This is a genomic window from Micromonospora sp. NPDC127501 (assembly GCF_040302185.1).
Classification (GTDB): Bacteria; Actinomycetota; Actinomycetes; order Mycobacteriales; family Micromonosporaceae; genus Micromonospora.
Genome location: NZ_JBEORJ010000015.1, coordinates 127,150 through 146,546 on the forward strand (window position 1 = coordinate 127,150; position 19,397 = coordinate 146,546).

General features: G+C 71.9%; 18 protein-coding genes and 1 pseudogene. 5 read left to right on the forward strand and 14 right to left on the reverse strand.

Annotated elements, in window-relative coordinates; translation table 11 throughout:
* Positions 1-381: 381 nt before the first annotated feature.
* From ABTW72_RS28785 to kdd, 6 genes are read right to left on the reverse strand one after another with little or no spacing between them, the layout of a single operon-like run.
* On the reverse strand, positions 382-1,719 hold the full coding sequence (locus ABTW72_RS28785) for a glutamate mutase L (RefSeq protein ID WP_350863960.1): 1,338 nt from the start codon (positions 1,717-1,719) through the stop codon (positions 382-384).
* Complete coding sequence (gene kal, locus ABTW72_RS28790) at positions 1,716-2,108, reverse strand: 3-aminobutyryl-CoA ammonia lyase (RefSeq protein ID WP_203125289.1); 393 nt, start codon at positions 2,106-2,108, stop codon at positions 1,716-1,718. Before kal ends, ABTW72_RS28785 begins: the two co-directional genes overlap by 4 nt.
* A complete protein-coding gene (gene kamE, locus ABTW72_RS28795; RefSeq protein WP_350863963.1) occupies positions 2,105-2,860 on the reverse strand; it encodes a lysine 5,6-aminomutase subunit beta in 756 nt (251 codons plus the stop codon). Before kamE ends, kal begins: the two co-directional genes overlap by 4 nt.
* A complete protein-coding gene (gene kamD / locus ABTW72_RS28800; RefSeq protein WP_350863966.1) occupies positions 2,857-4,416 on the reverse strand; it encodes a lysine 5,6-aminomutase subunit alpha in 1,560 nt (519 codons plus the stop codon). Before kamD ends, kamE begins: the two co-directional genes overlap by 4 nt.
* Positions 4,413-5,978 carry an amidohydrolase gene (locus ABTW72_RS28805; RefSeq protein ID WP_350863969.1) on the reverse strand — a complete coding sequence of 522 codons (1,566 nt, stop codon included), beginning with the start codon at positions 5,976-5,978 and terminating at the stop codon, positions 4,413-4,415. The genes kamD and ABTW72_RS28805 overlap by 4 nt, the downstream gene beginning before the upstream one ends.
* Positions 5,979-5,982: 4 nt before the next feature.
* Positions 5,983-7,044 carry an L-erythro-3,5-diaminohexanoate dehydrogenase gene (gene kdd, locus ABTW72_RS28810; RefSeq protein ID WP_502892260.1) on the reverse strand — a complete coding sequence of 354 codons (1,062 nt, stop codon included), beginning with the start codon at positions 7,042-7,044 and terminating at the stop codon, positions 5,983-5,985.
* A 141-nt stretch (positions 7,045-7,185) separates the two neighbouring features.
* Here kdd and ABTW72_RS28815 point away from each other — a divergent pair, with 141 nt between their 5' ends.
* Positions 7,186-8,592: a KamA family radical SAM protein gene (locus ABTW72_RS28815; RefSeq protein WP_350863972.1), complete on the forward strand. Its 1,407-nt coding sequence runs from the start codon at positions 7,186-7,188 to the stop codon at positions 8,590-8,592.
* Between the two features lie 53 nt (positions 8,593-8,645).
* On the opposite strand, the gene ABTW72_RS28820 is transcribed toward ABTW72_RS28815, so the two are convergent.
* From ABTW72_RS28820 to ABTW72_RS28835, 4 genes are all read right to left on the reverse strand, one after another.
* Complete coding sequence (locus ABTW72_RS28820) at positions 8,646-9,704, reverse strand: hypothetical protein (protein ID WP_350863975.1); 1,059 nt, start codon at positions 9,702-9,704, stop codon at positions 8,646-8,648.
* Positions 9,704-10,267: an RNA polymerase sigma factor gene (locus ABTW72_RS28825; RefSeq protein WP_350863977.1), complete on the reverse strand. Its 564-nt coding sequence runs from the start codon at positions 10,265-10,267 to the stop codon at positions 9,704-9,706. The genes ABTW72_RS28820 and ABTW72_RS28825 overlap by 1 nt, the downstream gene beginning before the upstream one ends.
* A 56-nt stretch (positions 10,268-10,323) precedes the next feature.
* Positions 10,324-10,986, reverse strand: a complete 663-nt coding sequence (locus tag ABTW72_RS28830; RefSeq protein WP_350863980.1) for a polysaccharide deacetylase family protein — start codon at positions 10,984-10,986, stop codon at positions 10,324-10,326.
* A 663-nt stretch (positions 10,987-11,649) separates the two neighbouring features.
* A complete protein-coding gene (locus tag ABTW72_RS28835) occupies positions 11,650-11,844 on the reverse strand; it encodes a CsbD family protein (protein WP_350863983.1) in 195 nt (64 codons plus the stop codon).
* Positions 11,845-12,001: 157 nt separating this feature from the next.
* On the opposite strand from ABTW72_RS28835, the gene ABTW72_RS28840 reads away from it, so the two are divergent.
* Positions 12,002-12,613 (forward strand): histidine phosphatase family protein, encoded by a 612-nt coding sequence (locus ABTW72_RS28840; RefSeq protein WP_350863986.1) that lies wholly within the window; start codon positions 12,002-12,004, stop codon positions 12,611-12,613.
* Here the strand turns inward: ABTW72_RS28840 and ABTW72_RS28845 are convergent.
* The 3 genes from ABTW72_RS28845 to ABTW72_RS28855 all read right to left on the reverse strand — a co-directional run bounded on the left by ABTW72_RS28845 (position 12,543) and on the right by ABTW72_RS28855 (position 15,411).
* Positions 12,543-13,049, reverse strand: a complete 507-nt coding sequence (locus ABTW72_RS28845) for an Lrp/AsnC family transcriptional regulator (protein WP_112732312.1) — start codon at positions 13,047-13,049, stop codon at positions 12,543-12,545. The two genes, ABTW72_RS28840 and ABTW72_RS28845, sit on opposite strands and share 71 nt — an antisense overlap.
* 107 nt (positions 13,050-13,156) lie before the next feature.
* A complete protein-coding gene (locus tag ABTW72_RS28850; RefSeq protein WP_350863988.1) occupies positions 13,157-14,299 on the reverse strand; it encodes an acyl-CoA dehydrogenase family protein in 1,143 nt (380 codons plus the stop codon).
* The gene (locus ABTW72_RS28855) at positions 14,296-15,411 is read right to left on the reverse strand and encodes a M24 family metallopeptidase (RefSeq protein ID WP_350863990.1); all 1,116 of its coding nucleotides are present in this window, start codon (positions 15,409-15,411) and stop codon (positions 14,296-14,298) included. The genes ABTW72_RS28850 and ABTW72_RS28855 overlap by 4 nt, the downstream gene beginning before the upstream one ends.
* A 201-nt stretch (positions 15,412-15,612) precedes the next feature.
* Here ABTW72_RS28855 and ABTW72_RS28860 point away from each other — a divergent pair, with 201 nt between their 5' ends.
* On the forward strand, positions 15,613-16,980 hold the full coding sequence (locus tag ABTW72_RS28860) for a glycosyl hydrolase family 18 protein (protein WP_350863993.1): 1,368 nt from the start codon (positions 15,613-15,615) through the stop codon (positions 16,978-16,980).
* Positions 16,981-17,042: 62 nt separating this feature from the next.
* On the opposite strand, the gene ABTW72_RS28865 is transcribed toward ABTW72_RS28860, so the two are convergent.
* Positions 17,043-17,930, reverse strand: a complete 888-nt coding sequence (locus tag ABTW72_RS28865; protein WP_350863995.1) for a winged helix-turn-helix transcriptional regulator — start codon at positions 17,928-17,930, stop codon at positions 17,043-17,045.
* Positions 17,931-18,096: 166 nt separating this feature from the next.
* Here ABTW72_RS28865 and ABTW72_RS28870 point away from each other — a divergent pair, with 166 nt between their 5' ends.
* Entirely contained in the window at positions 18,097-18,324 is a 228-nt protein-coding gene (locus ABTW72_RS28870) for a hypothetical protein (protein WP_350863998.1), read from the forward strand.
* Between the two features lie 58 nt (positions 18,325-18,382).
* Positions 18,383-19,291, forward strand: a pseudogene (locus tag ABTW72_RS28875) (5'-3' exonuclease); the annotation flags it as partial.
* Between the last annotated feature and the right edge of the window lie 106 nt (positions 19,292-19,397).

Below are 19,397 nucleotides of genomic sequence, written 5' to 3' on the forward strand. Positions count from 1 at the left end.
GGCGCGGCTCGCGCCGCGCCCCGATGCTCCCAGGCCCTTCCCGGCCGGTGTGGCGAGGATGGGGCACGACGACCTTCGGACCGACCGGACGTGGACTGGCTGCCCCCGCCGGGCCGTTGTCTACTGGCCGTGCACCTCACCCTGCCCGTACACCGGTAACCGCGGCCGGTTCGCGCCGCCCCGCCGACCCCCGCCCGCTGGACCTGGCCGCCGCGACGATGACGCTCGAACATGTCGCTCGGCCAGCGGACGAAGGGACGAAGCGAACAACAGCCGCTTCCCGTGGTAGGACTCAAAGACGGTACGTGCCGACCCCCGTCGCTTGTCAACCCGCAGCCGGCCTGTCGTGTGTTGCGACACGGCGTGTCGGGTCGGCGAGTCTCAATGCGTACGCAGATGCTGACGCAGCAGCGACTGCGCGGCCGCCCGGTGCTCCTCGGCGAGCAGCCCTCCGGCGGCCAACACGTAGTCGGCGTCGACCACCGCCGCGGCGGCGCGCGGCAGCGCCCACCCGCCGGCGTGGTCGGCCAGGACCGCCGTCAGCACCTGCCCGGACACGTCCGCCGGCGAGTGCCGCAAAACCCCACCGGAGCCCACCAGCATCCGCACGTCGCGCAGGTCCCGACCGGCCCGCTCACCGGTCGCGGCGCCCCGGGCGTGCCGGCGCAGCGCCACCGTCGCGGCGAGGGTGGCGATGCGCCGGTCCACGGCCCGCTCGACGTCGTCGACGGCCAGGAACGCCGGGTCGGCCGCCCGTCGCGCCGCCGCGGCGGCCAGGTCGTCGGCTTCGCCGGCGGCGAGCAGCCGTTCCTCCACGGCGGCGCGCACCACCCCGGGGGCGCTCCAGCGCATGCCCAGATCGCCCTCCACGGTGCGGGCCCGCCACAGGCTGCCGGCGACCTCCCGGCCCGGCCCGGTGGCCCGCTCGTCGGGCGTGAGCACCGAGTACACGTCGGTGGTGGCCCCACCGACGTCGACCACGGCCAGGTCGCCGCCGAGGGTGTCGGCGAGCACCTCCACACCGGTGAGCACCGCGTCGGGGGTGGCCGCCCGCACCAACCGCGCGAACCGGGCACCCCGCGACAGTCGTTTACCGCCGATGACGTGGCGCAGGAACACCGCCCGGATCGCCGCCCGCGCCGACGCCGGGGCGAGCACCCCGATGCGCGGCAGGACGTTGTCGGCGTCGGTGACCGGCACACCCGCGTCGCGCAGCAGCCCGGTCAACTGCTCGCGCACGTCGGCGTTGCCCGCGTACACCACGGGCCGGCGCCACCGGGCCCGCGCGAGACGGGTGGCGTTGTGGGTGATCGTGTCGGCGTCGCCGCCGTCGGTGCCGCCCACGAGCAGCACCACGTCCGGGCGGGCCGCCCGCAACGCCGTCAGGTCGGCGGCGCCGAGCCGCCCGGCCGCGACGTGCACCACGTGCGCGCCGGCGGACAATCCGACCCGCCGGCCGGCCTGCGCGGTGACCAGCGGCTCGTAGCCGATCACGGCCAGCCGCAGCCCACCACCGGCCGACGAGCACACGTACCAGGGAACGTCGCGCACGCCGAGCCCGGCGGTGGCCGCCGCGACCGCGGCGTCCAGGCCGTGCAGCACGTCGGTGCCCACCGTGGTGGGCGCCGACGCCGCGCCGGCCAGGACACCGGCGGTCAGGTCCACCACCGCCACCTTCGTGTACGTGGAACCGACGTCGGCGCAGACCGCCAGGGTCACGACGCGGCGGGGACGACCACGGTGCCGGTCGCGGTGACCGCCACGATCGGCGGGTCGAGGACCTCGGCGGCGGACGCGGAGCGGTCCGGGCGACCCCGGCACACCACCGCGCAGCTCAACTCCAGGGTGCGGCTGCGGGTGCCCACCCGCGACACCCGCGCGGTGACCTCGACCACGTCCCCGGCGTGGACGGGCGCGTGGAAGCGCACGTCGGCGTACCCGGCGAACAGGCCCTCGTCGCCGTCGGTGCGGATGCACACCTCAGTGGCGACGTCGCCGAACAATCCGAGCGCGTACGCCCCGTCGACCAGGTTGCCGGCGTAGTGGGCGTGCGAGTACGGCACATACCGCCGGTGCGTCACCGTCAACCCGAGCCGTGCGTCGGTCATGCCATCGCCTTCCGTTGCGTGATCAGGGCGTGCACGAGGTAGCTGGCCACCTCGCCGGGCGTGGTGCCCCGACCGAAGATCCGGTCCACGCCCAACTCGTCGGTCATGGTCTCGTCGAAGCGGGGCCCACCGACGATCAGCAGCGGCCGCTGCCCCGCCGGCATCGCCTCGCGGAACGCGGCCGACATCTCCCGGGTGTTGTGCAGGTGCGCGTCGCGTTGGGTGACCACCTGCGACACGAGCACCGCGTCGGCCTTCTCCGCCCGGGCGGTCTCCACCAGCTCCGGCACGCTGACCTGAGCGCCCATGTTGGTGACCTTCAACTCCCGGTAGTACTCCAGGCCCTTCTCCCCCGCGATGCCCTTGACGTTGAGGATCGCGTCGATGCCCACGGTGTGCGCGTCGGTGCCGATGCACGCCCCGACCACTGACAGCTTGCGCCGCAACCGCTGCTTGATCACCGTGTTGACGTCCTTCGCCGACAGCAGCGCGAAGTCCCGTTCCACCACCTGCACGGCGCCCAGGTCGACCAGGTGGTTGACCCGCCCGTAGACGACGAAGAACGTGAACCCGTCGCCCATCGGCTTGGCGTGCACCACCATCGCCGGGTCGATGCCCATCTTGTTGGCCAACTGCACCGCCGCGCCCTCGGCGCGCTTGTCGTGGGTCACCGGCAGGGTGAACGACACCTGCACCATGCCGTCACCGGTGGTGTCCCCGTACGGGCGCACGATCTGCTTCTCCCCGCTCACGCCGCCGCCTCCAGGATGTCGGTGGCCGGGTTGCAGTAGTCGGCCTCGTGCGCGGCGACCCCGGACAGGCCCTTGCCGCGGTCCGCGGGCCGCTTCATGATCCCGAAGGTGCCCTCGGCGATCGCCGTGAGCAGCGTCTGCTCCCCGATGCGCTCCAGCAGGTCCAGTGCCTCACCGAGGACCTGGTTGGCGCGGCGGCGGATGAACCCGCCCGGTGCCGGCACGAAGTCCTCGTGCAGCCCACCTGCCGCACCGAGGACGTACCGCACGTTCTGCAGGGCGATGTCCCGGTCGGACAACCACGGTGTCACCACCGCCTCGGTCATCACCCCCACCAGCAGGATGCCCTGACCGGTGAGCGCGCCGGCCAGGTTGAAGAACCCGTCGAGCAGGTTGCCCCGGAACACGTCACCGGTCATGTGCTTCGTCGGCGGCATCCACTTCAACGGGGCGTCGGGGAACAACTCCCGGGCCAGCAACGCGTGCGCCAACTCCAACCGGAACGACTCCGGCACCTCCGGGTTGATCTCGAACGCGTGCCCCAACCCCAACTGCCAGTCCGCCAACCCCGCCTCGTGCGCGAAGAACTCGTTGAGCAGCTGCGACACCGTCACCGTGTGCGCCTCGTCGACCGCGTCGGCGGTCGTCAGGTAGTTGTCCTCACCGGTGTTGATGATGATCCCGGCGCGGGCGTGCACCTGCCGGGAGAACCGCTGGTCGACGAACGTGCGCACCGGGTTGATGTCGCGGAACAGGATCCCGTACATCGAGTCGTTCAACATCATGTCGAGGCGTTCCAGCCCGGCCAGGGTCGCCATCTCCGGCATGCACAGCCCGGAGGCGTAGTTGGTCAACCGCACGTAGCGGCCCACCTCCTTCGACGACTCGTCCAACGCCGCGCGCATCAGCCGGAAGTTCTCCTGGGTGGCGTACGTGCCGGCGAAGCCCTCCCGGGTCGCGCCCTCGGGCACGTAGTCCAGCAACGACTGCCCGGTGGAGCGGATCACCGCGATCACGTCCGCACCGGCGCGCGCCGCCGCCTGCGCCTGCGGGATGTCCTCGTAGATGTCGCCGGTGGCGACGATCAGGTAGATCCACGGCCGCTGCGCCGGGTCGCCGTGGCGCTTCACCAGCCGGTCCCGCTCGGCGCGCCGCCGGTCGATGCGCCGAATGCCCGCGCCGACGGCCTTGCGCGCCGCCGACCGGGCGGCGGTGGCCGCCCGCCCGGTGGGCTGGGTGAACCGCACCGACCCGGCCGCGGCCTTCTGCGCCAGCAACGTCACGTCGGTGCTGCCCTCACGCACCAGGGCGTCGAACACCGGCACCGCCACCCCGTGACCCAACCCCACGTCCGCGGCGACCGCGTCGACGAGCCGGTTCACCCACGGAATGCCGTCCGGGTCGGCGCCGGTCACCCCGGCCAGGCGCAGGACCGCCCGCTCCACCGACACCGTGGTGTGGCTGCGCGCCAGGTCCACCACCGGCTGCCCGGCCCGACGCGCCAACTCCCGCGCCCGCGCCACCAGCACCGGATCAAGATCAAGCTTCCCGGTCATGATGACCCTTCCTCGTAGATGACCTCACCGCGCAGCACCAGGCGCCGGCACACCGGCAGCGGCGTCGGGTCGTCCGAGCCCCGCGCCTCCGGATCCTCGGCCTGCAACACCGGCAGACCCCGCTCCACCCCCGCCGGCGTCGACCACACCGCGAACGTCGCCGGCGCACCCAACGCCAGAACCCCCTCGACGTCCAGGTGCACCGCCCGCCACCCACCCCGGGTGTGCGCAGCGAACGCCGAACGCACACTCATCCGCTGCGCCGGGTTGTGGTGCGCCACCGCCGCCCGCACCGACCCCCACGGGTCCAGCGGCGTCACCGGCGAATCCGACCCGAACGCCAACGCCACCCCCACCGAGTGCATCGCACCCATCGGGTTCGACTCCAACGACCGGTCCAACCCCAACCGGGTCTCGTACATCCGGCCCGCACCACCCCACAACCGGTCGAACGCCGGCTGCATGCTCGCCACCACCCCGTACTCCACGAACCGCGCGATCAACGCCTTGCTCATGATCTCCGCGTGTTCGATGCGGTGCCGGGCCGCCCGCAACCGCTCCACCCCCACCGTCCGCGCCGCCGCCGCGAACCCGTCGAGGACGGTGCCGATTGCCGCGTCACCGATGGCGTGGAACCCGCCCTGCATGCCGTGCGCCGCGCAGTCCAGCAGGTGATCGCGCACCTGATCGACCGACAGGTACCCGTGCCCGCAGCCGTCACCGTCGCCGTACGGCTGCGACACGTGCGCCGTGCGCGAACCCAACGCCCCGTCGGCGAACAGGTCCCCACCGGCGCCGACCGCGCCCAACTCCCGGGCCCGCGCCGCACCACCCAACTCACCCCAGTACCCGTACACCTCCGGCAACCCCGCGCCCGAGATGCCCAGCAGACCGGTGAAGTCCTCCTCGTCGGAGATCTCCGGGCCACCACACTCGTGCACCGCCGCGATCCCCAACGACGCCGCGTGGGCCAGGGCCACCCGCTGCGCCGCGACCCGCTGCGCCCGACTCACCGACGCCTGCGCGGCCGCCCGCACCACGTGGTGCGCGTCGCGTCGCAACCAGCCCGACGCGTCGTACCCGGCCGCCTGCGCCGCCTGCGGGCACGCCGCCAGCAACGCCGACGACACCAACGCCGAGTGGATCGACGCCTGCGACAGGTACACCCGGCGTCCACCGGCGGCCCGGTCCAGCGCGGCGGCGTCCGGCAACGTCGGATCCGACCAACCCGACTCGTCCCATCCGTGCCCCAGCACCACCGCGTCCGCCGGCAGATCCGCCGCGAACCCGGCCACCGCGTCGAGCAGCTGCCCCGCCGAACGCACCCCGGACAACGCCAGCCCGGACAACGCCAACCCGGTGTCGGTGGCGTGCACGTGCGCGTCGACGAACGCCGGCGTCACCAACGCCCCGCCCAGGTCCACCACCCGGTCGGCCGGCGGCGCGTCACCGTCGGTCCCCAACCAGGCAATCCGTCCACCGGACACCAGCAGCGCGGTGGCGCTCGGGTCGGCGGGGCAGTGCAGCACGCCGCCGCGATACAACGTCGAGGGGTTCGTCATGACCTCAGTCTGCCGCGACCCGCGCCGCGAACAGCTGACGCACCCCCGGCTCGGCCCGCAGCAGCCCCAGCGCCAACTCCGCGTGCCCCGGCACGTACCCGTTGCCCACCAGCATCGTCACGTCCGCCGCCAACCCCTCCGCGCCCAGCGCGGCAGCGGAGAAGCTCGTCGCCATCGAGAAGAAGATCACCGTGCCGCCGTCCGCGGTGGCCAGCACCGCCCCGTGCTCACAGCCCGGCACGTCCACGCAGACCACCGTCACGTCCGCCGGCACCCCCAGCGCTGTGGTCACCGCCGTGGACAACCCCACCGGGTCGCGCGCGTCGGCCAACGCCACCACCGACGCCAGACCGGCGGCCGTCAGCGCGTCGCGCTCCGCCGCCACCGGCACCACCCCGACCGTACGCGCGGCGCCCGCCCGTCGCGCCGCCGCGAGAGACAGCGACCCGCTCTTACCCGCCCCACCGATCACCGCGACCCGCACCGGCGTCGGATCACCGGTACGCCGACGCTCCTCGACGTAGCGCGACACCACCCGGGCCGTCAGCGCGGGCGCCCCGCACACGTCCAGCACGGCGAGGGACAACTGCGGGTCCTCGTCGTCGGGCAGCACCGCGGCGATGGAGCGCGCGAACAGGATCGCCCACCCGTCACAGGGCACCTGCTCGCTGCGCCCGTCCCAACGGGCCAACCCATCGGTGATCACCAGGGGCGTCAACGTCAACGACACCAGGGTGGCGACCCGCTCCCCTGCCCTGAGCCCCAGCGGGGACCGCCGACCGGCCTCCTCGACCGTGCCGATCAGCATCCCACCCGACCCGGTCACCGGGTTCTGCATCTTCCCCCGGGTCGCGATGATCTCCAACACCTCGGCGCGGACCGCGTCACCGTCCCCGCCGTGCTTCTCCGACAACTGCCGGAAGCTCGCCGCGTCCAGGTTGAGCCGCTGCACCCGGATCCGCACCTCGTTCGGCGCGATCGCCGCCGACGTGTCCAGGCGCCAGGCCGCCTGCGGCAGCACCCCCGCCGGTTGCACGACGCGGTGCAGTCCCACCGGTGACGTCACGCCAACCTCCCCCTGCCAGCCGTCCGAAGCCCCGGTCAAGGCTCGCGTAACGGGAAAACTTACGGCAGACTAGTTTCTGTACCGAATATTTTCCAGTAGCCTTCGGGCTCCGATGATCAGCCGCAACACCGAGGAGGGGCCGTGACCCAGACCCAACCGGTTGAGACCATCCCTCAACCCCGTCACGCCCCGGTCGCCGTACCGACCGCCGGGCAGCCCTACGAGTACCACCGCCGCCCCCTGGTCGAACCCGACTGGACCCGCTTCCCCGGCTGGCGCCACGTCACCCGCGACCAGTGGGAATCCGCCCAGTGGCAGCGCGTCAACTGCGTCAAGAACATCAAGCAGCTCCGCGCCGTCTTCGGTGACCTGATCGACGAGACCTTCTACGCCGACCTCGAAGCCGACCAGTTGGCCCTGGCCACCATGTCCATGCTGGTGCCACCCCAAATGATCAACACGATGGTGCCGTTCGCGACCCTCACCACCGAGGCGCTGCTCGCCGACCCCATCCGCCGCTACATGATCCCGGTCGCCTCCGACCGACGCACCGACTGGCCCTCACACCCCTACGCCAGCCGCGACAGCCTCCACGAGCACGACATGTGGGTCGCCGAAGGGCTCACCCACCGCTACCCCACCAAGGTCCTCGCCGAGCTGCTCTCCACCTGCCCCCAGTACTGCGGGCACTGCACCCGCATGGACCTCGTCGGCAACTCCACCCCCGCCGTCGACAAACTCAAACTCACCCTCAAGCCCGTCGACCGCTACGACGCCCACATCGCCTACCTCAAGGCCCACCCCGGCGTCCGCGACGTGGTCGTCTCCGGCGGCGACGTGGCCAACGTCCCCTGGCGCAACCTCGAGTCGTACCTCATGCGCCTGCTGGAACTGGAGACGGTCCGCGACATCCGGCTCGCCACCAAGGCCCTCATGGGCCTACCCCAACACTGGCTGCAACCCGACGTCGTCGAGGGCCTGGAGCGCGTCGCCCGCACCGCCGCCCGCCGCGGCGTCAACCTCGCCATCCACACCCACGTCAACCACGCCCAGTCGCTCACCCCACTGGTCGCCAAGGCCGCCCAGACCGCCCTCGACGTCGGCGTCCGCGACGTCCGCAATCAGGGCGTCCTCATGCGCGGCGTCAACGCCACCACCCCGGAACTGCTCGACCTCTGCTTCGCCCTCCAAGGCGAAGCAGGGATCCTCCCGTACTACTTCTACATGTGCGACATGATCCCCAACGCCGAACACTGGCGGGTCCCGGTCTGGCACGCCCAGCAACTCCAGCACGACATCATGGGCTACCTCCCCGGCTACGCCACCCCCCGCATCGTCTGCGACGTCCCATTCGTCGGTAAGCGCTGGGTGCACATGCTCACCGACTACGACCGTGAGCGCGGCATCTCCTACTGGACGAAGAACTACCGCACCTCCATCGAATCGGCCGACCTGGAGGCGCTCAACAAGCGCTACGCCTACTACGACCCGATCGACACCCTGCCCGCCAACGGCCAGCAGTGGTGGCACGACCACCGCAACGACTGAACCACCCACGGCGACACCCCCCGGGATTTTCCCGGGGGGTGTCGCCGTCCCCGTCAACGACAGCCCAGCGCCTGCACGTACCCGTCCCGCACCGTCCCCGCCGCGACCTCGTCGGCGTAATCCCAGAACACCTCCGACCAGTCACCGGCCCGATCCAGGTCCCGCAGCACCCGCCACCCGTGGCTGCCGCGCAACGCCTCGGTGGCCCGCCGCACCGCCGCCTCGTCCCCGCTCGCCCGCGCCCGCTGCCACTCCGCGATCCACCCGCAGGCGACCCGGGACGTCACACCCACGCCGAACTGGTACGAGTCACTCACGCCGATGTCCTCCAGCGCCGCGACGTCGAACCCGGGCGGCAGCGGCACATCGGCGAGCACCTTCGCCGCCCGCTCCCCCACCGGCATGACCATCTCCGCCGGCAGCGCGGCCAACCACGTCCGCGCGTCCACCCGGACGATGTCCGCGAGAATCCGGTCCAGGTCCTCACGCGACCAGTTCCCGGAGGTGCTCATCTCCACCAACACGTCGTCGCGGGGACGCAACAGCACCGTGAAATCACCGTTGAGGTTCTGGAACAGATCACCCGGCCGACCATCGACCCGTACCGACTTCGCGGGACCGTCGGCAAGCCGATCGGAATAGCGGTACGTGTACACGGACGCCGGATACCAGTTCATCTCCAACTCCCGCCCACCCCGGCGAAAACGGATCATGCCCTGCTCCTCGGTGAACCCGGACAGATCAGTCACCTTCCAGCCGGACCGGTCGATCAGCAGTCGCGGGTTCCGCTGCGCCGCCGCCATCGCCAACGGCGAGAAGACCACACCCGGGTCGACAGTGGCTATGGGCGAGACCCCTCGGTCGTCGGACTGGCCACGCACCACGATGGACATCGGCAGGACGCTGACGAGGACGGCTGCCGCCGCGACGACGCCGGCGAAACCACGCACCCGCAACCGCCGCCGCGGCACCTCGACGACACGATCGAGCGTCGACTCGGACAGGATCTCCTCCAGCAGGTCCTTTTTCACCCCGCCGAGGTCTCCCAGCACACCGAGCCCACCCGGGTCGGCATCGCGAACCAGCCGGTCGACACGCTCCTCCGTGCTCATCAGTCCTCCTTCCCGGTGGCTGCGGTCAGCACGTCGAGTACATGTCCGGGCGGCCCCGGGTCGTCACCGACCAGCCCCCGCAACCTCGCCCGCGCCCGCGACAACCGGGTCCGCACCGCGGCAGGAGCCACCCCCAGCACCGCAGCCACCTCATGCGGCCGCAGCCCCTCCCAGACGGTGAGCATCAGCACCTCCCGGTCCACCTCGGCCAGGCCCGCCAACGCCGCCCGAACGGCAAGCCGGTCGGGCACCTCAGTCCCCGGATCGGCGACCGAAACGACGATTTGCTGGCGTAACCGCTCACCGAGGCGCTGCCGGCGAACGCCACCACGGTGCTGATTGGCCAACACCCGCCGGGCCACCCCGTACAGCCACAGCCGAGCCTCCCCGCCGACCGGAATGTCCTGCCGGCGACGCCACGCCACCAGAAAGGTCTCCGCGACGACGTCGGCCGCGTCCTCCGGATGCGCGACACGACGCAACGCGTACGCCAACAGCGACTCGAAGTCCTCGGCGTAGACCCGCCGGAAGCGGTCCTCGTCGTGCTCTGTTCCTGAGCTCACGTCCAGTCCATGTCCGGTGCGACCACAACCGTGACAGCCTGGGCCGACGCGGCCGCCTAACCGCCGGCCAGCACCTCGGACAACGGCGCCGGCACCAGCCCCCGCTCACGCAGCCCGGCCAGGATGTGCGGCAACGCCTCATCGGTCATCGCCGCGTTCGCCTCGGTCACATGCATGATGACGATTGACCCGGGGCGAACGTGGTCCAACACCGCCCGCACCAACGGCCTCCACGCCGTCGCGAATGGATCGCCGCTGACCACGTCCCCGTCGACCACCGTCACACCCAGCGGTGCCAACGCGTCCAACGCCGCCGCGTCGTGGCACAACCCGGGAAACCGGAAGTACCGGGTCTGCCGACCCCCGTACGGCGCGATCACCTCGAACGTCTTCGCCACATCGCCGGTCAGCTCGTCGACGGGCAGCCGGGGCAGGTCGTAACAGTCGGCGGTGAACGCCGCGTGCCCGTAGGTGTGGTTGGCCAACTCGAAGCGCGGGTTGCCGGCGATCCGCCGGGTCACGTCCGGATACCGCTGCACCCACTTGCCGGTCAGGAAGAACGTCGCCGGCACCTGCTCCCGCTCCAGCAGGTCGAGGATGCGCAGGTTCGCGTACGACTTCACCCGGCCGGCCCGCAGGCTGGCCAACATCCCGTCGGTCATGTCCGCGTCGAAGGTCAGCGCGACCTTGGCACCGGTCCGCGGCCCGTGATCCACCACCGGCGCCCTGCTTCCCACCCGCGTCGCCCCTGGGACAGCCGGAACCGTCGGCGTCGGGACGCTCTGTGGGGTGGCGGGAGCCGTTGGCGTCGGAACCGCCTGCGATGCGCTGGTCTGCGGCGCGGCCGCAGAGGCGGACGAGCCGACGAAGACCGGCCCCTCCGGCGGTGGCACCCGCGACGCCGTGCACGCGGCGCTGCCGACAACGGCCGCCGCAACCAGTACGCCACACCACAATGGGCGAAGGCGGGGTCGGATCACGCCGCAGATCATCGCAGACGCGAAAGCGCCTCACTGTCCCGCGCGCACCGTCTCGGACGCCGGCGGACGCACCTCGCCCACCCCGCCCACGTCGACCCCGAGCAGGCGGCGGCCCGTGGCAACGCGGGCATTGCGCGCGTTGGGCGTCGGGGCGGTGCCGCTCCGGTAAGCGATATACCTCAGAGGCAAAAATATAACTCCCAGGTATATGGCTCATCAAGGATTCTCCGCCCGAGAGGCCGCCGAGGCCGCCACCGCAGTTGGGTCACGCAGGGCCGCGCGGGGCGTACCTGGTGACCGCCACGCCGAGCAGGAAAGAGGGCCGATGCCGCCAGCACCAGGGAACGCAGCACCACGGGTCCCCGGGCGACGGTGCGCCCGGGGACCCGTGGACCGCTCGAGTCACTTCGTGAAGGCGTCCTTCACCTTGCGCCCAGCGTCCTTGACGTTCTGACCGGCCTGCTTGGCGCGCGCGTCGCTCTGCTGACTGGCGCCCTCGCCACGCATTCGCTCGTTGTCGGTCTTGTCGCCGACGCGCTCCCTCGCGGCGCCGGCCATCTGCTCGACCTTGTTCTTTGCCTTCTCGGTGAAGCTCATCGCGCCTCCTCGGTCTGGCGTTTGTTCCGGCTCGCTTGCCCGGTCTCCAGGTGCCGAAACCGGCGGTGCTGGTTGGCACACCCCGTAAGGCATCCTAGGAAGATAGGTAGTGGGAGGGTCGCCTGTCGGCACCGCCCCACGATGGTTAACTGACCGCATGGGAGAGCTCCTGCTGATCCGACACGGCGAGACCACCTGGAGCGCCAGCCTGCGGCACACCTCGTACACCGACCTGGAGCTGACCCCCGACGGCGAGCGACAGGCCCGCACCCTGGCCGCGTTCCTGGCCGGCCGGCGCTTCGTCACCGTGCTGGCCAGTCCCCGCTCCCGCGCACTGCGCACCGCGCAGCTGGCCGGGCTCACCGTCGACGCCGTCGACGAGGACCTCAGCGAGTGGAACTACGGCGAGTACGAGGGCCGCACCACCGTCGACATCCACGCCGACGATCCGCACTGGAACATCTGGACCGACGGCTGCCCCGGCGGGGAGTCCCCCGCACAGGTGGGCGAACGACTCGACCGGGTGCTGGCCCGCGTCACCCCGCTGCTCGACCGGGGCACCGTCGCACTGGTCGGGCACGCGCACAGCCTGCGGGTGCTCGGTGCCCGCTGGATCGGCCTGCCCCCGTCCGCCGGCGGGCGGCTACGCCTGGAGACCGCCACGGTCAGCGCGCTCGGTCACGAACACGGCCGGCAGGTCATCCTGCGGTGGAACCAGCCGGCTCCTCCGGCACCCGGGACCGCGACCGACTCGGTGCCGCAGAGCTGATCTTCGGCGGCCGGTTCTCGTACGGCGTGGACAACACCACCGTCGTCCGGGTCGTGACGTTCGCCGAGGTACGGATTTCCTGGAGCACCCGCTCCAGGTCGGTGGGGCTGGCCACCCGTACCAGCAGCAGGTAGAAGTCCTCCCCCGCCACCGAATAGCAGGAGTCGATCTCCGGCAGGTGGGCCAGCCGCTCCGGGGCGTCGTCCGGCTGCGACGGATCGAACGGCCGGATCGCCACGAAAGCGGTGAGCGGCAGGTCCAGCGCCTCGAACGACACCCGGGCGGCGTACCCCTTGATCACCCCGCGCTGCTCCAGCCGACGGACCCGCTGGTGCACGGCGGACACCGACAGCCCCACCCGCTCGGCCAGGTCGGTGTACGACAGACGGCCGTCGGCGGTCAGCGCGGCGACGATAGCGCGGTCGATCTCCTCCACGGCGTGCAACCTACCGGGAAAACCGCCGCACGGCGACGAGGTACCCGGGTGGCGGGCCGCGACGGGCCGTGACGCACCCACCGCAGCCGCGCCACCACGGGCCGTCGTCAGCCCTTGGCCAGAGCCCGGGAGATCACCATCCGCTGGATCTGGTTGGTGCCCTCCACGATCTGCAACACCTTCGCCTCACGCATGTACCGCTCCACCGGGTGGTCGGCCACGTAACCCGCGCCGCCGAGCACCTGCACCGCGTCGGTGGTCACCCGCATCGCCATGTCGGTGGCGAACAGCTTCGCCTTGGCCGCCTCGATCGCGTACGGGCGGCCGGCGTCGCGCAGCCGGGCCGCCGCCAGGGTCAGCGCGCGGGCGGCGGAGATCTGGGTGGCCGCGTCGGCGAGGAGGAAGCCGAGCCCCTGGAAGTCGATGATGGAGCGCCCGAACTGCTGCCGCTCCCGGGCGTAGGAGACCGCGTAGTCCAGGGCGGCCTGGGCCAGCCCGACCGCGCACGCCGCGATGCCCAGCCGGCCGGAGTCCAGCGCGGACATCGCGATGGTGAAGCCCATCCCCTCGCCGCCGATCAACCGGTCGGCCGGCACCCGCGCCTCGTCGAAGGCGATCTGCGCCACCGGGGAGGCGCGCAGCCCCATCGTCCGCTCGGCCGCCTGCGGGGTGATGCCGGCCGTGCCCGCGTCGACGAGCAGGCAGGAGATCCCCTTCGGGCCGGGTCCGCCGGTGCGGCAGAAGACGTTGTAGAAGTCGGCCGTGCGGGCGTGGGTGATCCACGCCTTGGTGCCGGAGACCAGGTACGCGTCGCCGTCGCGGTCCGCCCGGGTGGTCAGCGCCGCCGCGTCCGAGCCACCCTGCGGCTCGGAGAGGCAGTACGCGCCCAGCAACTCGCCACCGAGCATGTCCGGCAGCAGCTTGCGCTGCTCGTCGCTGCCGAACGCCGCCACCGGGTAGCAGGACAGGGTGTGCACGCTGACCGCCTCGGCGACCGCGAGCCAACGGCTGGCCAGGATCTCCAGCACCTGCAGGTACACCTCGTACGGCTGCGCCGCGCCGCCGTACTCCTCGGGGTAGGGCAGGCCGAGCAGGCCGGCGCGGCCCAGCGTGCGCAGCACCTCACGGGGGAACTCGGCGCGTTCCTCGAAGGCCGCGGCCTTCGGCGCGAGCTCGCCGTCGGCGAGCTCGGTGGCGAGACCCAGCAGGTCGTGGGCCTCGTCGGTGGGGAGGATCCGGTCGACAGTCATAGCGCGATGAGCTCCGTGGGGGTGGTGTTGAGCCGTTGTACGCCGTCCGTTGTGCAGACGACGATGTCCTCGATGCGGGCGCCGTGCCGGCCCGCCAGGTAGATGCCCGGTTCGATGGAGAACGCCATGCCGGCCTCGAGGGGTCGGTCGTTGCCGGCCACCAGGTACGGCTCCTCGTGCCCGTCCAGACCGATGCCGTGGCCGGTGCGGTGCAGGAACGCGGGACCGTAGCCGGCGGCGGCGATCGGCGCCCGGGCCGCGTCGTCGGCCGCCGCGCCGGTGATCCCGGGCCGCACCGCCGCGACGGCGGCGCGCTGGGCGTCGCGCAGCACCTCGTAGTAGTCCAGGAAGTCGGCCGGCGCCGATCCGCCCGCCAGGTAGGTGCGGGTGCAGTCCGAGCGGTAGCCCGACGCCATCGTGCCGCCGATGTCGACCACCACCGGCTCGCCGACTCCGATCGGCCGGTCCGAGGTGCCGTGGTGCGGACTGGCCCCGTTGGGCCCGGCCGCCACGATGACGAAGTCGACGGTGACGTGCCCGACGGCGCGGATCGCGGCGGCGATGTCGGTGGCGACCTCGGCCTCGGTGCGACCGGGGCGCAGCCACTCGCCCATCCGCAGGTGCACCTCGTCGATCGCCGCGCCGGCCTCGGCGAGCGCCGCGACCTCGGCCGGGGACTTGCGGATCCGCAACTCGCGCAGCACCTCCCCGGCGAGCCGTTGTGCGGCGTCGGGCAGCGCCGCGCGCAGGCCGAGCACCTGCTCGGCCCACATCCGGTCGGCGAGCCCGACCGCCGCGACCGGGCCGTCGAGGGCGGCGACGACCAGGGGGTACGGGTCGGTGCCGTCGACGTGGTCGACGATGCGTACTCCGGTCGCCGGCGCGGGGGACGCCTCGGCGGCCGGGCGTTCGAGCCGGGGCACGACGAGGGTCGGTTCACCCTCGGCGGGCAGCACCAGGCAGGTCAGCCGCTCCCCCGCGTGGGCGTCGTACCCGGTCAGATACCGCAGGTCGGAGCCGGGCGTGAGCAGCAGGGCGTCCAGGCCGGCCGCGGCCGTCGCGCGCTGTGCGGCGATCAACCGATCCGGTGGATACAGCTCGTCGATTCCCACCCCGTCAGCTTAACGGTCGTTTGGGCAAACCCCATATCGACACCGATCGTCGGAAAATCCATCGACGTTGATTGACGCGGACAGTTAACACTCTTTAAGATTTGGCTGCCTCGAGGCCCACCCGTCCCTGCGTCCCCCGCACCCCGCCCGCGACAACCCTGCGCGGGCGGGTGTCGTCCCCCGCCCACGGGAAGGCCCCCGATGTCCTCACCACTGCGCCGCGCCCTCGCCGCCGGCCTGCTCGCGCTGGCCACGGCCGGCGCCACCCTCACCGTCACCAGCGCCCCCGCGCAGGCCGTCGTGCTGCCGAACAACTTCAAGAGCGTCGGCTACATGCCCTCCTGGGCCGGCAACATCAACACCATCCAGTACAACAAGCTCACCCACATCAACTACGCCTTCGTCCTGCCCAACAGCAACGGCACGCTGCAAGGGGTGGACGGGGCTCGGCTCTCCTCGCTGGTCTCCCAGGGGCACGCCAACAACGTCAAGGTCTCCATCGCCGTCGGCGGCTGGAACGACGGCAACGACTCGGCCTTCGAGACGCTCGCCGCCAACCCCACCAGCCGCACCAACTTCGTCAACAACCTGGTCAACTTCGTCAACCAGTACAACCTCGACGGCGTCGACATGGACTGGGAGTACCCCGACCCGGGCGCCTCGGCCAACAACTACACGGCGCTCATGACGCAGCTCAGCAGTGCCCTGCACAGTCGCGGCAAGCTGCTCACCGCCGCGGTGGTCAGCGAGGGCGGCAGCGTCCAGGGCGTCCAGACGGCCGTGTTCAACCAGGTCGACTGGCTCAACATCATGGCGTACGACGGCGGCAGCCCGCACGCCAACTACGACTGGTCGATCAACAGCATCAACCTGTGGAAGGCCCGCGGCCTGCCGGCCAGCAAGGCCGTCCTCGGTATCCCGTTCTACAGCCGCCCCGTCTACTACAACTACTCGTACCTGGTCGGACTCGACCCGGCGAACGCCAACCGGGACTGCGCCACCATCGGCGGCAGCCAGCAGTGCTGGAACGGCATCCCGACCGTCAAGCGCAAGACGCAGTGGGCGCTGGCCAACGCCGGCGGCGTGATGAACTGGGAGCTGTCGCAGGACACCAGCGGCTCGACCTCACTGCTCAGCGCCATGTACGACACCATCATGGGTGGCACCACCCCGCCGCCGACCGGCCGCACCGGTCAGATCACCGGCATCGCCGGCAAGTGCGTCGACGTGGCCTCGGCGAGCACCGCCAACGGCGCCGCCGTCCAGCTCTGGGGTTGCAACGGCACCAACGCGCAGACCTGGACCGTGGCCAGCGACAGCACGCTGCGCGCGCTCGGCAAGTGCGCCGACATCACCAGCGGCTCCACCGCCAACGGCGCGAAGGTCCAACTCTGGGACTGCAACGGCAGCGGCGCGCAGGTCTGGCAGGCGCAGTCCAACGGCACGCTGCGCAACCCGCAGTCGAACAAGTGCCTCGACGCCAGCGACAACAGCTCCGCCGACGGCACCCGGTTGCAGATCTGGGACTGCTTCGCCGGCGCCAACCAGCGCTGGACGCTCCCGGCCTGACGCCGCGCCCGCAGGGTCCCCGGACCCGCCGGCTCGTAGTGCCCCCGGTCGACGCGAAGGCGTCAGCCGGGGGCCCCTGCGTGCTCACCGACCAGGGTGAGCATCTCCTGCACGGAGCCGGCCGGGTCGGTGACCGGGAACTGCACGGCCCGCACCACCGCCGTCGGGTCGACCAGCAGGGTCAGCCGCTTGAACCGGGTCTCCCCACCCGCGCGGAACACGGGCAGCAGCAGCCCCGCCCCCAGCCGGCCGTCCTCGTCCGACAGCAGCGGAAACGGCAGTTCGGCGTACGCGGCGAAGTCGGCGAGCTGGTCGGGCCGCTGGGTGCTGATGCCGTACACCCGGACACCTGCGGTCACGAAGTCCGGGTGACGCTTGGCGTACGTGGTCGACTCCAGGGTGCACCCCCGGGCGCCGGGAATCTCCGCCCAGCCGGGCGGATAGCCGTGCGTCCCCGGCGCGTACGCCCCGGGGAACAGGTAGAGGACCGTCCACGCGGCGGTCGCGGCCACCGCCACCGGCTGCCCGTCGGCGGCGGGCAGGACGACCTCGGGCAACCGTCGGCCGACCAGGTCGTGCGCGCGGCGCGCCTCGGCCGAGCCGGCGTCGGCCGTCGCGGTCACGTCACCGTCGCCCATCAGATGCCTCGTTCCCCAGTCCTGCAGCGCGATCAGCACCGGTAACAGTCCTTCGCCCCTCGTGGTGAGCAGATAGTCGTACCGGGGTGGGTGTCGCGAATACGGTCTGCGCTCCAGCACACCGTGCTCGACCAGGGCGGCGAGGCGCTCGGTCAGCGCCCGCCGGCTGACGCCCAGCTCGCGTTGGAGCGCGTCGAAGCGGGTCGTCCCGCCGGCGACGTCCCGCACGATGAGGAACGTCCACCAGTCCCCCAGTACGCCGAGCGCCTGCGCGATGCCGCAGTCCGCATCGGCAAGATCCTCTCGCCGCACCGGCTACCTCCGTTGGTCCCGTCCCGACTATAGTCCGTTCCGGATTGGAACGCTCTGCATCGACGACCGGCGGCGGTCCGCGCGTCGGTTTCCCTGATCGAACGCCACCGGTAGCCATAGCCTGAAATCGGGGAGCCGCCCGGACTCCCCGACCGGGAGGACCGACGTGGCAGCGAACCAGGCGAGCAGGACGGCGACCCGCCGTCGTCGCCAACTGTGGGCCGGGGTCCTCGCACTCGTCGGCCTGGTCCTGCTGGTCATCGGCGTCACCGTCGCCGACGGCGTCGCGGCCTGGGTCGAGGTGGTGGTCGCGGTCCTGCTGCTGGTGACCAGCTACGTCGTGCAGCACCTGGCCCGGCGGGACACCGTCTACCGGCCCGACGAGCGACGCTGACACCACCAGCGGCCGGGCGTACTCCAGATCGTCGGACGGTTGTGCCAGGCTGTCCGGCGTGGCACACCGACCCCCGATCCTGCTGATCGACGCAGCCAGCCTCTACTTCCGCGCCTACTTCGGCATTCCGGAGTCCGTCGCCAAGGCCGAGGACGGCACCCCGGTCAACGCGGTGCGCGGCTTCCTCGACATGCTCGCCACCCTGATCCGGGTGCGGGGCGCCGACCGGATGGTCTGCGCACTGGACTACGACTGGCGCCCGGCGTGGCGGGTCGACCTGCTGCCGTCGTACAAGGCGCACCGGGTCGCCCCGCAGGGCGGCGAGATCGTCCCCGACACCCTCTCCCCGCAGGTGCCGATGATCCTGGAGGTGCTGACCGCGGTGGGCATCACCGCGGTCGGCGCGAGCGGCTACGAGGCGGACGACGTTCTCGGCACCCTCTCGGTGACCCAGCCCGGCCCGGTCGAGGTGGTCTCCGGCGACCGCGACCTGTTCCAACTCGTCGACGATGCCCGACCGGTCCGACTGCTCTACGTCGGGCGCGGCGTCGCCAAGCTCGACGACTGCGACGATGCCGCCGTACGGGCGCGCTACGGAGTGCCCGCCGCCCGGTACGCCGACTTCGCCGCGCTGCGCGGCGACCCGAGTGACGGGTTGCCCGGGGTGGCCGGCGTCGGCGACAAGACCGCCGCCCGGCTCATCGAGCGGTACGGCAGCATCGCCGGCATCCTGGCCGCGCTCGACGACTCCGACTCGTCCTTCGCACCGGGCCTGCGCGCCAAGCTGGTCGCGGCGCGCGACTACCTGGGCGTCGCGCCGACGGTGGTCCGGGTCGCCCTGGACGTGCCCCTGCCGGAGCTGCCCACCGCGCTGCCGAGCGCGCCGGCCGACCCGGACCGGTTGCTCGAGCTCGCCCAACGATGGAACCTGGCCGGCTCGGCCCGCCGCCTGGTCGACGCCCTCGCCGCCCCACGCGGCACCAACCTCGCCGGGTTCATCAACAAGACCGGGGTGTTCGCCCCCACCGAGCAGCGTTCCTGGACCGAGGACCGGATGCTGCGCTGGACGGAGA

Bases quoted from the DNA above. Each gene is read 5' to 3' on its own strand.
- kal (WP_203125289.1), bottom strand. From the start codon at position 2,108: ATGACCGACGCACGGCTCGGGTTGACGGTGACGCACCGGCGGTATGTG.
- kamD (WP_350863966.1), bottom strand. From the start codon at position 4,416: ATGACCGGGAAGCTTGATCTTGATCCGGTGCTGGTGGCGCGGGCGCGG.
- ABTW72_RS28820 (WP_350863975.1), bottom strand. From the start codon at position 9,704: ATGAGCACGGAGGAGCGTGTCGACCGGCTGGTTCGCGATGCCGACCCG.
- ABTW72_RS28850 (WP_350863988.1), bottom strand. From the start codon at position 14,299: ATGACTGTCGACCGGATCCTCCCCACCGACGAGGCCCACGACCTGCTG.
- ABTW72_RS28805 (WP_350863969.1), bottom strand. From the start codon at position 5,978: ATGACGAACCCCTCGACGTTGTATCGCGGCGGCGTGCTGCACTGCCCC.
- ABTW72_RS28860 (WP_350863993.1), top strand. From the start codon at position 15,613: ATGTCCTCACCACTGCGCCGCGCCCTCGCCGCCGGCCTGCTCGCGCTG.
- ABTW72_RS28840 (WP_350863986.1), top strand. From the start codon at position 12,002: ATGGGAGAGCTCCTGCTGATCCGACACGGCGAGACCACCTGGAGCGCC.
- ABTW72_RS28835 (WP_350863983.1), bottom strand. From the start codon at position 11,844: ATGAGCTTCACCGAGAAGGCAAAGAACAAGGTCGAGCAGATGGCCGGC.